Origin of the sequence: Legionella pneumophila subsp. fraseri (genome assembly GCF_000586315.1) — a bacterium.
GTDB lineage: Bacteria > Pseudomonadota > Gammaproteobacteria > Legionellales > Legionellaceae > Legionella > Legionella pneumophila_B.
In genome coordinates, this window is sequence record NZ_JFIM01000038.1 from 1 (window position 1) to 14984 (window position 14984).

Here is a 14984-nt window from a genome sequence, read left to right on the forward strand (position 1 = left end):
CTTTCTCTTTTTGCATTTTCATGAAGGGCTCAACCGCATAGCCACTTTCATGTCGTGGTATAAAGTCAGGACTTTTTACAGCAACCAGTGTAAAGATATACCGATCTTCTCCTGTGTCTGTTTTTCCTTCAAGAGTTACCTTGGTTGGTACTAAAGCAACATCTTCTGGTAAATAAACGGAAAATTCATCTTCTGACCCAGCCATATGAGTTCCTACTTGTTTTGGATGTAGTAAACCATCCGGGTCAAGCATTTCAAAAATGACATTGGAGCCCCATATATCGGTTAAAAGTTTCATATTTTTGGTTGTACTGGCACAGGTTCTGCCAGACATTTGGCTGAAGTCATTTAACTTGATTTGTTTGAAGGTTTCAGTAGAAAGATCAGTAAACAGCGTATTTTCTGTATTGGCAATAATCGTATTGGCTTGATTGATTAATTTATTGGTAAATTCTTGTGGCAGATTTAATCCACGATACAGTTTTTTCGGAGCGGGGACGTGAGATGTATCCATTAATGATTTATTAGTCAATGGCGTCATTAAGGTGGTAAAGAGTACCTCTTTGAAAGTGGAGCCTTTATCCCGGTTTTGTGCGATGGCGTTGACTCGGCTAAAATACCAGGCGTCATTTTGCATGAGGAAAATTAAATCATGCTTCATTTGAGTGACATCGCCACCTTTTGTTCTTATTCTATTTTCCCAAGCGTCTCCAATTTTCACTGGAACTGCTTTGGGATCAGTAGAGTGAAACTCAGTGTCTTTCTCATGTCGCATTAAAGTATCGATATTCTTGATGTCGGTGTCGTTGAGCAGTGAACCTACAACAGCCATATCGCATTTCGCCAGCAAGTCACGGAAGAATTTTTCATTAAGTTCTTGGCCATTGATACGCACATGATCGTCAATAATGCAATCAGGATTAGACATGATTTGCTGAATGATGCGGGCAGCCGCAATTTCATCCATATTGGGTGGTCTTCTCGCTTTATCAGAACTGGATTGAAAGCCATTTTTAATGGCATCCGTTTGTAGTTTTGATCGGGCTTTTTGGATAGCCCCCAGGCATTTTGCAGGGTTTTGTTCACATTCTCCTGCAAATGGTGTTGGGAAATAGTAAGAGCTTGCTTCCAAACGTGTTTTGTAACCAGGGTAGGTTTGCTGCACATCAGGAAAAGCGTAGTACTCCTTTATGGTTAGGAATCGTTCATTATCTTTCAGTTGATAGTTGCGACCCACAGGTTTTGGTAAGTCTTTTGTAGATTTTGGTTCCTTACCCTCTACAATAACGTATTTCTCGCCATTAAAGGGATTTTCATAAGGTCCACCTCTGCTGGGGTCATCGATTGCTTCAGGGTTTACTAGAGGAACAACGGCGCCAGTGGCAAAGAAAAAATCTCGATGGGCCTTGAGGACGACTTCAGCACCTTGCGAACCTAAAGTATATTTAAGCGTATTGTAGGTACGTTCCAATGCGACTTCGGCAGGTGCTTTAGTTCTCATTAAGTCTACCATATGGCCTTGGTTTATCAGGATATGTGCCGGGGTGGCATCCCAATCATGTTTTTTGTCCAGAATAATCGCGGCATAGAAATCGACTTCTTTTTGATCTTTAAATATTTTACCGATGAGCTTGTTATCTTCAACGTATTTCCTGAACGCTTGCTCACTTTGCTCATGATATTCCGCGTAAAAATTTCTCTTGTGTACGTCATCATAGCCTGAACGTTCATCATCTCTTCCTACCACAAAAAAAGCTTGTGCGATGAGAATTTTTTTCAGTTCTTCTGGTGTTACATCAGCTAAAGTCTGACCATTTTTTGCTTTACCTAATGTTTCTCCTCTCAGTTTGGCTTTACGTGCTTCTTCTATCATCACCTCGGCACAAGCCATTGTTCGTACCGTATGAGCAAGACCATGAGGTCCTCGATCGGGCCCTTCATTTGGAGGAAGTCGTCCTTCTTCCGGTGCTTTTGGATTTTTTAATGGGCCAGGATATGGTTTTCCTAAATACTCTTTATGTACATACTTTATGGTTTCGAGAACATCATCATCGCTCTCTAATAACTTACTGTCTAAGGAATGTTTGAGGGTTATTTGTGGTGCAGTAGGTTTTGTAGAAACTTCCTTTGGAGCTGTGTCTTTCACGGGAGAAACAGGAGAAGGTAGCTCTATGTGCAAATCTTTTTCAGTGGTTTGTCTTAATGCTTTCGCATCAGGTTGGGGAGCACCTTCTGGAAATTTATCAGCGACAGCTTTTAGCCAGCCGGTAATTTTCGGATAACCATTATCGGTTAATTCATCCTTCATTGCATCCGTGGTGATTTGACCCAGGGTTTCTAAATTGGGAGGATTATCCTTATTGAGTTCGGAACGTGCCTTTAATCCAACAGAGGCGACCCAATAGCCGCAGAGTCCCCTGTTTAATCCGGGGTCATTGGGAATAACAGAAAGAGTAGAGGCTATGGGTAATTGGGCTAATAAAGTATTTTTATAGCCTTCGCCTGATGTTTTACCCAGTGGGTCAAAGAGAAAGTATTGATTACCAGGCCCTTTGATTAACATGATCCAGTGACCAGAGTCTCTTTTAGGGCCCACTCCTGTTAAAATGGGCATGAAGCCTTGCCTGTTCAGGGCTTCTGTGTCAATAGTCGGTACTCCATTATAAATGCTTCCGCTGGTGATATCGCCATGTCCCATACGTGCAAGAATAGCATGCATACCTTCTTGAGTTAATTCAACCCCTTCTACATATTTAGGCATTTTACTTTCTCCCAAACTGATGTTTGTACATGCAAATACTGATTCTAATGGATACGAATATTCACACTTTGTATCCTTATTATAGGATAATAGTTTTAAGGAAATATTAAGTGTTTAAAATTAGACTCTTGTTTTTTCTAATTTGAGAATTAAGAGACAGTAAGGACTTGCTATTTTAAAAACAAGCCGGGAGGAATTGATACGATGATATGTTACTTTATGCTTGTATGAAACCTTCTGATTGGTGTGTCCAGTAGTTATAATAGGCTCCTCTTTTTTCCAATAATTCGGTATGTGTTCCATTCTCGATGATCCTGCCATCTTCTAAAACAATAATTCTATCCATTGCTTTGAGCGTTGATAAACGATGTGCGATCACCAGAGCGGTTTTATCTGTTAATAAATTTTGTAAGCCATCTTGAATTACCTGTTCAGTCCTGGAGTCTAAGGCCGATGTTGCTTCATCAAGTAACAAGACAGGCGCATTTTTGAGAATAGCTCGAGCAAATGCAATACGCTGTCTTTGTCCTCCTGATAATTTTACACCTTGCTCGCCAATAATAGTGTCATACTGTTGTGGCAGTTCAGAGATAAACTCATGGCAGTGTGCTTTCTTTGCAGCTAAAATCACATCTGATTTATCAAAATTATTGCAACCGTAGGTGATATTATCGTAAATGCTACGATGAAAAAGTGTTAAATGTTGTGGTACTATTGCAATCTGTGAACAAAGTGATTTTTTAGTGTAAGCATTTATTGGCAAGCCATCTATTGCAATAACACCTTTTTCTACATTATATAATCGCATCAGTAACTTAAATAAAGTTGTTTTACCAGCGCCTGAACTACCAACAATTCCAATTTTCTGCTTTGCTGGAATTGTCAAATTAAAATTTAGAAAAATTGGTTTTTGATTGGGATAGGCAAATGAAATGTCATGAAATTGAATCTCACCTTTATTAATTTGATGTATTTGAGCATTGGCGTTATCTGCGATTACATGTTGATCTTCCAACAAGCTCAGCCCTTCATTTAAACGTCCGGCATTATTAACGAAATCGAGAAAGGATTTCCCAAGGCTACTAGTGAGGCCTGCAATAGCAGTGACTGACGTCATAACAAAAACGATATCTCCCATACTGACATAACCGTAATCATACCCGACCACTGACCCTATCAAAAAGAAAGCGACGAGGATATTCATAGCAATATGTTGTACCAGCATGACTTTGCTCATGTGACGCTGCAAATTACGATCATTTTGAACCATATCCTGAATGTCTTTATCCAGACTATCAAGTTCAAAAGCCATTTCAGCATTGTAGATTACTGTGTGGATATTATTGACCACATCGACTACTTGGCCGTTGACTTTACTATTGGAATTCGCAAGGAGCATCGCTTTATCATTACCAATTTTGGCGGAATGGTATGAATAAATAATCAGTGTGGCTCCCCAGATCCAGAGAACCATTCCAAAATATGGAACGACTAAAGACAATAATATGCCCGTCAGGATAATTGCTAAAGATTGTGGATAAATAATCGTAAACAAATTAAAAATAAGTGGTTCTATGCTAGAGCTGGCATTGGTAATTTTATTTGTTAGATACCCGGAGTGCTTGTCTTCAAAATAACCAATGGATTGATTGCCCAAATGATTAAATAGTTGTTTAATCAGATTAGCCTTTTTTTCAGGAATACTGATAAGTGAAAACAAACCATGAACGTAATATCCCAAGCTTCGCAAAACATGAATTGAAACATAAAGAATTAATGAGATTAAGACTAAGCTAAAGATGTCAACATGTTCAGGATTTTGAAATTTTATTTCATCTATGATTTGCCCAAGTAAGTAGGACATATAAGGTAGGGTAAATGCCCAAAAAAAGCCAAATAAAATAAAAAATGCTGTACTCCAGCGATGTTCTGCCATATATGAGAATAAAATTTTTGAGAAGATTGGTGGTTTATTGCGGCCGGATAAACTACGATTGTTTGGAGTTACACGCATAGCATTTCCTTCATATTTTAAAATTTCTTCCACCTCACCTGTTAGAGTGACCTCAATTCGTTTACTAAAAACCAGTAAATAAATATCGATATCTCAATAGTATTTATTTTAATTCCAGGAGGATTTGTTCAATTAAGGTGGAATTTTATTGTTTTTTACATCATGCAAATAATCTAACACATTATCAAATTCTTTCTGATTAAATGAGTAACCAAAATAACTTGAAACTTTTGCCGCTAGCTCATTGAATAGTTCACACATTTTGAATAATGAAGCCCACATGTTCTTATAATCAGCATCAACATAGGTCTTGAGAAATTCTTGCCAGAGTTTTGGTTCAAGGTGGTTTTCAATATATTTTCCGTAACTTCCCATCGGTTGCCTAAAATTGGTTCGGATTCCTATATGCCATATGAGCATTTTAATTAACTCTTCTTTAACTATCTGCTCTGAAACGTGTTTTGCGTAGAGAAGTTGTTTTCTCCAGAGCCCCTTGGCAGCGTAAGTGCTTACCCATAGGAATTCATTACAACAGTTAGCAAAATCTTTTTCTGTAGGGGGGCTTGGCAAGTAATCTTCATCAGTAGGTTCGACAAAGGGTACAATCAAATTGTCTTTATCAAGCAATAAAATACTTTGACTGTCTCTGGGCATAGTCTCCAGTTGATTGATATGTAACAAGGTTAAATCAATCCTGTTCCAATCTTTAAATTGCATCAGATAAGTATATTTACCTTTAAATTTTGGCCATTGCCCATCCATTTCATCAGGTGTTTGCATGATAAGTAATTCACCAAATTGATGAATCCAGTTTTTATCGTGAACAAATGACTCTACCTCTGTTACCAGATACACAATATCATAATCCTGAAAAATATCTTTTTTCGCTGAAGGGCTCGCTCGAGAGCCATTCATAATCACAATTTTAATTCTCTCATCGTCATCAGCTACTTTGATGATGAGGTCAAGCATTGTTTTTTCATCACGTCGATTTTTCATATTGGTGGATTATGCACCTTTTTAAATTTTAAAATAGCTATTGAGGGCTTACTGTTATGGTTTCTGATTCATTATAGTCTCGCTGAGGGTATCCTGGATAGCTTCTTTCTACTCCAGATTACACTCAACTGTATCATGAACTGTTCTTGCCTGCCTTGCTGTAATAGATGCTCTGTCTTGTTTGGTAGAACTGCTTTTCTTAAAAAAAAATTGGGAATTTTCTGCGGTGTTTAAGTTTGAAAGAGATTCAGTTTGTGAAGATTGTTTATTTGAGTTGACCAGCTTGGTATACCTTTGATAATTTAATATTCGAAAATTAAAAGCAACTTTAGCATTTATCTTTGTTATTTCCACAAATTTTTCATAGCTATCAATTAAATCCAGACCCAATTGAGTTTGTGTCATATTATCAGCAACAGCACAGTTAATTTTAGAGAGTTCTAATAGCTTTTCATAGGAATTAACCAACATAACCCCGGATGAAGTGCCTGTGATATACTCTGCAATCGCGGGATTAATTTTTGATTTTTCCAATAATTCTCTATAAGACTTGACGCTGTCAAATCTTGTAGGGGTATTTTTTTTTACAAAATCATTTTTTAATGTTTCGATTAAATCCAAAATATAGCATGACATTATCTTTTAACCCCTTATATTTAAATTAATTTGTGGTGGAAAAGAACGAACCTCTGGAGGCCCGCTTCCATAGACTTAATTTAACATAACAAATGAATTAGAAGGGTTTTTAGATATGAGTCAATTTTCGAATTGTTTTTCTGTGTATGTTTTTATCCAATAAGACATCATTTTGGCCAATGATATGGCCAAAATGAATGAATAATTAATATACCAGCACCATCCTCATTTCAATTAAGAGTAGTCGGGTGCTTTTTGATGAGTAAAGACAAGTTCTATTTCCCTCGCCGTTTCTTTAATCAGCTTTCTGATTTCGTTTTTTGAAATGTTTTTGTCCATGGCATCAAGCGCTTTATGTGGATCCAGCCAGAGACGCGTAACAAAATCAGGAAGTGGTGAGTGTTCAGCAAATGAGGTAGCATTAATATCCATCTCTGAAAGTTCTTGAAGACTTTTCAGTTTGGTATGGCTTTCATCATCAGTTTTCAGCCATTCGTTGATAATTTTTTCGAGAGAGTCTTGTAACAATCTCATTACATTTTTTTTCTGGTAATCTTTAAAAAAAGTTCCAGCTGTTTTTTCGCGACTCATCATAAATCAAACTCCTTCGTTATTTTCAAACACCCATTAATACAATTTTAGAACAATTTATAATTTAATTGATTTTTATTGTTTCATTGACTAGCTTGGTCCCTTTTTATACCTGCTACTGTCCGTCATTTCTTGTTCTTTCTTATCGACATTTTTCCAAAATAAAGAGGGGCTCGATTCAGGCTTGATGTCTAATAGGCTCTCCAGGTGTTCAGTCATTGCCAATTTCGCTCTATTTCTATAATTTTCTACTTTATCTGATGGATTTTCTCCTGGATGGGTATCAATAAATTCTTGTGTTTCCTGTAAATTCTTTAATGCCAATTCAGGGTTAATTTCAGTTATTTTGAACTTTACTCGTAATGGTTGTCTTTTTTCATTAAGATGGGCGCAAAAAAATGCTTCCCGGCCTCGCTTTGAAAAAAATTCTGCATAAATATCCGAGCGTTCTTTCGTGTTTGTTGTTTTTCCTAGTACAGCTAATTTTTCAATATACTTGTCGATGCCAATTCGCGACAGATATTCATCTTTATCGCTGACAAACCAATCCTGTAAAGTGTGTGAACCAAAGTAAGCTTGATAAGGATAGAATTGGCGTGGTGATTCACCCAGCGTTTGAGGGATATATATTGTAAAAGAATGCGACCCGATCCAAAAATCAAATCTCTCTTTTTGTTCGTTAAAGATATCGACGATCTCACTTATTGCAAAATCTTCAGGTTTTTCAGGCTCTTCAAGAACAAAAGGATCACAAAGACTATATTCTGCTGAGTCTCCAATTGCGTTGAATAACTGCGTACATTTTTTTTTACCTGGTCCAAGGTTAAAAAGATTACCTATCTTGTCAAGAAAATATAATTTATTTTCTAATAGGTAAATTTTATTCCTCACAGCGGTTTCCGGATTGAAATTCTCGTTTTTTGTTTTGACCAGTACAATGGGAGGGTCTTCTCTGTCAATTTCAAATCGTATTAATAGGTTAGTGCTGGATGGAGCTGTATTTTCCAAAACATTTTTTAGATTGTCTCCATCTGCTGATAATGTTTCATATTTGGTGAAATGGAATTTTTCCGCTTCAATTTTTCCTAAAAGCAATTCACATACATCATTACTGGCTTGGCCACAACTCTGAGTGGGTTCAGTCATCATATGACATACCTTTGAAACCTCCTTTGCAATTTGTTGTTTAAGGTTCCCTGTTTTATTAATGCTGGGGATAGATCGCTCTGCCTGCATTTGTCCTAACACCTCGGCAGGGACACCAGTCATCATGACTCCATAGCTTTGGGACATGCTTTTCAACTTTTTGTGTACCATGAAACCCAGCGATTCCAGTTTTATTTTTGTCATATTAATGCCACGTACAATCAAAGTGATATATTATAGGTCAATATAATTTGATTATAAACAGTTCAAGTGACAAATACACAAAGCCGATTCGATTTATCACTTATCACGAAGAACTAATCCGTATTGTTCATCCCAGGCTTTTTGAGCTGTTTCTGATTCAGGCTTGATTTCTGCCAGTTGCTCTGATGGTAATGTTTTAAAATACTCCACTAACTTTTCACGATCCTTTCCAGAGAGGGTATCTGCTTCTTTTGCAAGAATCTTGAGGTTTTCCATCGTAATGACTGATGAGATCATTTTATCTATTCTGCTGGTTGTATCTAAGTTTTTGCTAAAGAAAGATTGTGTGTTTTTTTCTTTATAGGGGGTTACTGATTCTTTTCGATGAGTCGGCTCTGTTAGAAGTCGCATCTCAAGTTGCTGAGTCATCGCTTCTTGCGCTTTTGTTTTATAAAGTTCGCATTGAGCTTTCGCGTTTTCGCCAGGATAATTCGTATCAATAAACTCTTGAACTTCTTGTAAATTTTGCAATGCTATTTCTGGATTGACTTCAGTGACTTTAAATTTGACTCGTAATGGCGAGAATTTTTCGTTCATCCCTGTGCAAAAAACATGTTCTTTCCCTGGAGGAGAAAATAGTTCTCCATAAATGCTGGAGCGTATTTTGCTATCGGTTGTTGTGCCTAACAAAGCCAGTTTTTCGATATAGCCATCAATACCCAAGCGTGATAATTTTTCATCTTTATCACCGGAAAACCACTGTTGCAAAGTATGGCTGGTCCAATAAGCTTGATAAGGATACAATGTGCGTGTCTCCTCACTCTCTGCTTCAGGAACAAATATAGTAAAAGAATGGGTTGCTGTCCAACAATCTATGTTTTTCATTTTAGCTGTAACTATCTCACCCATTTCAAACATGGCTGCTTCCTCAGCACTTTCTTCCGGATCAATATACTCATCATAAAGAATATAATTTTGATAAAAAGGGGTGGTAATAGCATTAAATAGTCTATGACATGTGTCTGATGTCTGTCCAAGGTCGATGATTTTTCCAAATATATCGAGATATACAAGCTGATCTTCCAGTAGATAAATTTTATTTTTTTCCACGGTCTCGGGATTAAACTCCTCTCTTTTTATTTTTTGGTATTTTTGAGGGGCATTAAATCGATCCATTTCAACCCTGACCAGTAAATTTTTATTGGGTAGAGAACCTTTCAAATTACTGCCATCCCCAGATAACACCTGATAGCTTGATTTTTCGAATTCGCTCGCTCCTTCTGTTCCTAAAAGTAAATCACACACTTCATTGCTCGCTTTTCCGCAGCTGTTTGTGGGTTGAGTCATTTCAGACTTTCGAACTACTTCAGCAATATTTTCTTTCATATTTCCCATTTTTTTTACATATCCAACCGAAATTTCTGCCTCATTTTGCCCTAATATTTCGGCAGGAATACCGGTTATCATCGTTCCATAACTCTTGACCATATGTTTGATTTTTTCATGAACATGCAAACCCGTTTTTTCAAGCTTGGAAGTTGTCATATTAACCTCACTGATAGATACCCTATATTTAATTGTAGATTAAAATAAACTTTGCACACTTTGATTTTATTATGGTTTTTTTGTATTTATTTTATGTTTTTGTTGACGATAAGATCTTAAATCAATAGGGCGACTATTGAAGAAAAATTGCTGAGAGGGGATCGAACCACTAAAGCAAGCGTTGTACTGGCTGAAAGAGGCTCATCTTTTTGTTGGTGGTTGCAAGCAATTATCGAAACCAGGCTTTCCTAATTAGTAAGGTCTCAAATCCTCGATTATAATTAGTAGTAGGGTTAATTGGCTATTCATACCCTGTGTTGAAAACTGCACATTGGATTCATGGCCAGCCTCGCAAAGACTTGTGTCATGCTTTATAGTCAATAGGCCTTACATAGAGGAAGGAGGATGCTCTGTGCGAAGGGAAAATACGAAATCAAATATTGATTTTAAATCCATATTTGATTCCCTGCCGGATTTATACCTTTTATTGGACAGGGATTTTAATATCGTCGGAGTCAGTGATGCCTACTTACAGGCAACAATGGTGAGTCGCAAACAAATTTTGGGAAAAAATGTCTTCGATGCTTTTCCTGATAATCCAAACGATCCAAAGGCAACAGGCGCTAAGAACCTATATGCATCGCTACTAAGGGTTCTAAAAAACAAATCAGCAGATACAATGGCTATACAAAAATATGATATTCAGAGACCTGCAGACCGAGGAGGGGGATTTGAAGAACGTTATTGGAGCCCTATTAATACTCCGGTTTTAGGGGCTGATCAGGAAGTGGAATATATTATTCATCGTGTGGAGGATGTTACTGAATTTGTCCATTTAAAAAAAAACGGTTCAGTGCAGCTGAAGCTGATGGAGGAACTGCGTACCAAGGCTGGGGAAATGGAGATTGAAATCTATCAGCGTGCCCAGGAAATTCAGGAAGCAAACAAGCAGTTGGAAGAGGTTAATAAAAATCTGGCTAGACTTGATCAAATCAAAACCCAATTTTTCGCTAACGTCAGTCATGAACTTCGTACCCCATTAATGCTGATACTAGGTCCTCTGGAAATGTTGCTTGCTGAAAAAAAGCTTCCCTCATTTGTTCAGAACACATTAAGGCGCATACAAAATAATGCTCAAATTTTACTGAAACATGTCAATGATTTGCTGAATATATCAAAGCTGGATGCTGGCAAAATGATTCTTCATTATGCCAATATTGAGTTGGTAAAATTAATTCAACAGACAATTGCATTGTTTGAGGCTCAGATTCCTGAACGTAAGCTTACTTTTTCAATGGATTTGCCTCATGAATTGCAAGCACAAATAGATCCCGACAAAATCCAGCATGTTTTAATCAATATTTTATCAAATGCCATAAAATTTACACCCAAAAATGCGAAAGTCTGGATTAGATTAGAGCAAATCAATCATGAAATATGCAAGCTTCAGATAGCAGATAATGGACCAGGTATTCCCCCTGATCTTTGTGAAACCATATTCGAGCGCTTTTTTCAGGTTGAAGAACCTACAACTCGTACGGTAGGGGGAACAGGTTTGGGTTTATCGATTGCAAAAGATTTCGTTGAATTACATGGGGGATCAATTCTGGCAAGTAATGCTCAAAACGGTGGCGCCATTTTTACAATTGAATTGCCATTAAAAGCACCTCAAAATGTAAAGGTTTATTCTTCTTATAGCCAGCCATCATTAGGGGAAAAAGAAATAAGCACGAGTCTCGCTGAATTCAGAAATAAAGTAAATCCAATTAAGGAGGCAGCTGAAGAAGATTATTACAATAGACCGCTGATCCTGGTAGTAGAAGACAATCAGGAGATGAATCATTTTATTTGTAAAATATTGAACACTTTTTATCGTACTGAAAGTGCTTTTGATGGCCGGGAGGGGTTGCAAAAATCGCTCGCTTTACATCCAGATCTCATTGTTAGTGATATTATGATGCCTCATATGAGCGGTGTCGAAATGGTGCGTGCTATCAGAGAACACCCCCTGCTATTGAAAACTCCAATTATTATTTTAACTGCCAAAGCAGACGATGAATTAACTGCCCGTATGTTGGAAGAAGGGGCTCAGGATTATGTGATAAAACCATTCTCGGCCAAGGAATTTAAAGCCAGAGTTGCTAATTTGATTTTGGTGAAGAAAGCTGAAGATGAACTGGATCAATTTGTCTATCACGCATCGCATGATTTAAAAGCGCCTCTGCCTGCTATGGAGCATTTGATCTCATGGATTGAAGAAGATCTGGGTGAAATGCTTTCTGAACAATCTAAAAAATATTTACTGCTCTTGCGTCAACGTGCTTCACGAATGTCAAAGTTGCTCGATGGATTGCTTAAATACGCTCAATCAGGATATGTTTTTGATAAGGTTCGTACAATTCACACCGATAGATTGATTACTGATATCATAAAGAAATTGAATCCTCCGCAGACTGTCACGTTTCAACTCGAAGATACACTGCCAGTATTGAATACTTGCGAGCTTCCTTTGAGAGAGGTCTTTACAGCACTTCTCGATAACAGCATCAGGCATCATCACCGCAAAGATGGACATATCATCATTGGTACAAAAGAAAAGGATCGGTTTTATGAGTTTTTTGTAGCGGATGATGGCCCTGGAATAGAAAAAAAATATCAAGACAGAATTTTTCAATTGTTTCAGACCCTACAACCAAGGGATAAACTTGAAACAAGTGGTGTAGGTCTAAGCATTGCTAAGAAAATAGTCGAGTTTCAAGGAGGTAAAATTTCTGTGGAATCAGAAAAAAACAAAGGCAGCGTCTTTCGTTTTTTATGGCCAAAAGATAAGGAGATTGGCGATGCGTGCTAAGAATGATGAGTGTACCCATATTTTATTGGTCGATGATGATGAAGTCGATTTAATGTCTATTCAAAGAGCGTTGACAAAATTGAGTATTCCAGTTTGTTTTCATATAGCGCGTGATGGTGTTGAAGCGCTCGAACAACTCTCTGGAAAGATCAAAGCATCCAAACCTAAAATCATTGTCCTTGATATCATGATGCCAAAAATGAATGGTATAGAATTTCTCAGAGAATTGCGTTCGCATATTCACTATAACTCCATTAAGGTTGTTATCTTCACGACATCAAGTAACATGCGGGATAAGCAGGCAACAACAGGTTTGGATATAGCAGGATATTTTGTAAAGGACTCTCAATTTAATGAGTTTGTTTATTGCTGCAAACTCTTGCTGGAAAAAAAATCACATCTATCATAGACCAAACGTGATCTGTTTGATTTAAAAGCTTTAGCATACAAGGCACCTGTTCTGTGTTGTTTTTTCTTCTTGCATTTCCTTAATTAAGGCGCGTATTTGTTTTTTCTCCTTATCCTTGAAGGCTGGATTTGCTAGTTGTTTTTTAAGAAGAGAGATAGGTGAATCACCATAGTTATCTTTAAAATTTGGATCAAAAGTGTATTTTCTCCAGAGGTAATTGGCAGTTTGATAAGCTCTTCCTTCGATAGCTGCTAGTAAAGGCGTTCTATTTAAGTGGTAGCTATTGGTTTTGCTTGGATCGATTCCTTTTTTTAGAATCTTTTTGACCTCTTCCAGGTTATTGCTTCTTGCCGCTACCATAAGATTTCCCCATAGCTCTTGTTTTATACGCTGTTGTCTGAGTTGATGCAGTTCCAGATGTTTATCATTAGCCAGGCGATTAAAAAATTGACATGTCTGAGCTACACGACCCAGGGTGTTCGCTTTTAAGAAACTCAATGTATTGATAATTGTTTCTTCAGGAAGAGCAGAAAAAAAATTCTTTTTCATAGCAGCAAATAGTGATGGTTAAAAGTCCCATAATTTTACATTATGATTATTAATTGAATATTAAGTCATTACTTCATTGTTTTGCTAAGCAGGATTTCATGAAAGATGAACAGAAGCAGAATAGGCGAGTACAAGATAGATTTGTATCAGTTTGATGCTATTTTAGGCTATTTTTATACAAAATGCCCTATAATCAAGTTAGTGTGAGTTTTTAAGATATGAAGGCGTATTATTATGATTTTGAATATTACAGCAGCGCAATTTCCGGATTTGACGCTTAACGCTATTGAATCCTGTCAAAATATCTATCGAAGTATTGATTTTAATTTTGGGGAAGATGCAGACATGGCGATTAGCAAAGCCAGTTTGGAGAAATTTGTCAATCAATTTAAGAGTATCCATAGCACTCATGATAAGCCAATTGAAGGGATTATTACTTTGGGAAAGATGAAAAATGTCTCTTCTAATACGATTAAATTGCTTCTTACCACAGAAGATTTCGTTCAAATGCTTGATCAAAAAAGTTTCTTAAAATTAATAGTAACTTCCAATGAAATCGCAAATTTTGTATTAGATCATCCTAAACTAAGAGCAAAACTTGATGGTATTGAACCTTTGGTGGATGCACAAAAATTTGAAAACTCTTGCACTGCAAGAGCAATAATGAAAATACTTCTTGAAAGGGGGCTTATTGAACCCAGCAGTTATACGCCTGGCAAAGAATTGGAAATATACAAAGAAATTTGGTTAGAACCCGGAAAAGTGGCATCGCCCGAAAAGATTGCATCCTATTTTTGCAAGTACAACTTGAATGTCATCGGTGTCGAAATTAGAGAACTATCAAAGGCTGTACGCAATAAATATTCAAAAGATATGGTTATTACTTCACTCTATTCCCTTTTTAAGAAAGAAGTACCAATGAGAAAAAAAGTGACATTGGCTACCTTAAGTGAAGCAGATTTTCCTGAAGGGATAACCACTCTTATCATTATAAAAGCCGGGGTACTCCATACCTTATTAGGTAAGAAACACCATGGACAGTTTGAAGTAACCGATCCCTGGTTTGGTGATAAAAAAATATATAGTGGATTCATGGACTTTCTTGAAAAAGAGAGAAAAAATCTGGGAGTATTTTTTGAAATTTCTCAAGGATCCCAAGAGATTTTTAGACCGTAATGGTTATCAATGTTTGCCAAAAGCAAATGGCCAAATTATTCCATGCAGCAATGAAAAGCCTAGCAATAGCAAAAGATTGATTTTTAATGCCTTGTTTCAGATT

At 37.0% G+C, this 14984-nt stretch carries 11 protein-coding genes; 3 read left to right on the forward strand and 8 right to left on the reverse strand.

Annotated features, from left to right (window positions below):
• The 7 genes from CC34_RS0108870 to mavC form a co-directional block, all read right to left on the reverse strand.
• A partial coding sequence (locus tag CC34_RS0108870; protein WP_028379427.1) for a SidE phosphodiesterase domain-containing protein occupies nucleotides 1-2761 on the reverse strand: 2761 nt, incomplete at its 3' end.
• A 217-nt stretch (nucleotides 2762-2978) separates the two neighbouring features.
• Entirely contained in the window at nucleotides 2979-4775 is a 1797-nt protein-coding gene (locus CC34_RS0108875) for an ABC transporter ATP-binding protein (RefSeq protein ID WP_027228533.1), read from the reverse strand.
• Between the two features lie 132 nt (nucleotides 4776-4907).
• Nucleotides 4908-5774 (reverse strand): aminoglycoside 6-adenylyltransferase, encoded by an 867-nt coding sequence (locus tag CC34_RS0108880; RefSeq protein WP_027228534.1) that lies wholly within the window; start codon nucleotides 5772-5774, stop codon nucleotides 4908-4910.
• Between the two features lie 108 nt (nucleotides 5775-5882).
• Entirely contained in the window at nucleotides 5883-6410 is a 528-nt protein-coding gene (locus CC34_RS01000000116295) for a hypothetical protein (protein WP_050598213.1), read from the reverse strand.
• Nucleotides 6411-6644: 234 nt separating this feature from the next.
• Nucleotides 6645-7004: a lpg2149 family Dot/Icm T4SS effector gene (locus CC34_RS0108890; protein WP_027228535.1), complete on the reverse strand. Its 360-nt coding sequence runs from the start codon at nucleotides 7002-7004 to the stop codon at nucleotides 6645-6647.
• A gap of 87 nt (nucleotides 7005-7091) precedes the next feature.
• Entirely contained in the window at nucleotides 7092-8372 is a 1281-nt protein-coding gene (locus tag CC34_RS0108895; protein WP_080272274.1) for a lpg2148 family Dot/Icm T4SS effector, read from the reverse strand.
• A 75-nt stretch (nucleotides 8373-8447) separates the two neighbouring features.
• Nucleotides 8448-9896 carry a Dot/Icm T4SS effector MavC gene (gene mavC / locus CC34_RS0108900; RefSeq protein ID WP_027228537.1) on the reverse strand — a complete coding sequence of 483 codons (1449 nt, stop codon included), beginning with the start codon at nucleotides 9894-9896 and terminating at the stop codon, nucleotides 8448-8450.
• Between the two features lie 412 nt (nucleotides 9897-10308).
• Between mavC and CC34_RS0108905 the strand changes: the two genes are divergently transcribed.
• On the forward strand, nucleotides 10309-12747 hold the full coding sequence (locus CC34_RS0108905; RefSeq protein WP_028377872.1) for a hybrid sensor histidine kinase/response regulator: 2439 nt from the start codon (nucleotides 10309-10311) through the stop codon (nucleotides 12745-12747).
• On the forward strand, nucleotides 12737-13156 hold the full coding sequence (locus CC34_RS0108910; RefSeq protein ID WP_028377873.1) for a response regulator: 420 nt from the start codon (nucleotides 12737-12739) through the stop codon (nucleotides 13154-13156). Before CC34_RS0108905 ends, CC34_RS0108910 begins: the two co-directional genes overlap by 11 nt.
• Nucleotides 13157-13186: 30 nt before the next feature.
• On the opposite strand, the gene CC34_RS0108915 is transcribed toward CC34_RS0108910, so the two are convergent.
• On the reverse strand, nucleotides 13187-13705 hold the full coding sequence (locus tag CC34_RS0108915; RefSeq protein ID WP_027228540.1) for an F-box-like domain-containing protein: 519 nt from the start codon (nucleotides 13703-13705) through the stop codon (nucleotides 13187-13189).
• Nucleotides 13706-13939: 234 nt separating this feature from the next.
• Between CC34_RS0108915 and CC34_RS0108920 the strand changes: the two genes are divergently transcribed.
• Entirely contained in the window at nucleotides 13940-14881 is a 942-nt protein-coding gene (locus CC34_RS0108920) for a hypothetical protein (protein ID WP_028377874.1), read from the forward strand.
• Nucleotides 14882-14984 lie beyond the last annotated feature (103 nt).

Coding starts and splice junctions, on each gene's coding strand:
- CC34_RS01000000116295 (WP_050598213.1), bottom strand. CDS start 6,410: ATGTCATGCTATATTTTGGATTTAATCGAAACATTAAAAAATGATTTT.
- CC34_RS0108915 (WP_027228540.1), bottom strand. CDS start 13,705: ATGAAAAAGAATTTTTTTTCTGCTCTTCCTGAAGAAACAATTATCAAT.
- CC34_RS0108920 (WP_028377874.1), top strand. CDS start 13,940: ATGATTTTGAATATTACAGCAGCGCAATTTCCGGATTTGACGCTTAAC.
- CC34_RS0108890 (WP_027228535.1), bottom strand. CDS start 7,004: ATGATGAGTCGCGAAAAAACAGCTGGAACTTTTTTTAAAGATTACCAG.
- mavC (WP_027228537.1), bottom strand. CDS start 9,896: ATGACAACTTCCAAGCTTGAAAAAACGGGTTTGCATGTTCATGAAAAA.
- CC34_RS0108910 (WP_028377873.1), top strand. CDS start 12,737: ATGCGTGCTAAGAATGATGAGTGTACCCATATTTTATTGGTCGATGAT.
- CC34_RS0108880 (WP_027228534.1), bottom strand. CDS start 5,774: ATGAAAAATCGACGTGATGAAAAAACAATGCTTGACCTCATCATCAAA.
- CC34_RS0108875 (WP_027228533.1), bottom strand. CDS start 4,775: ATGCGTGTAACTCCAAACAATCGTAGTTTATCCGGCCGCAATAAACCA.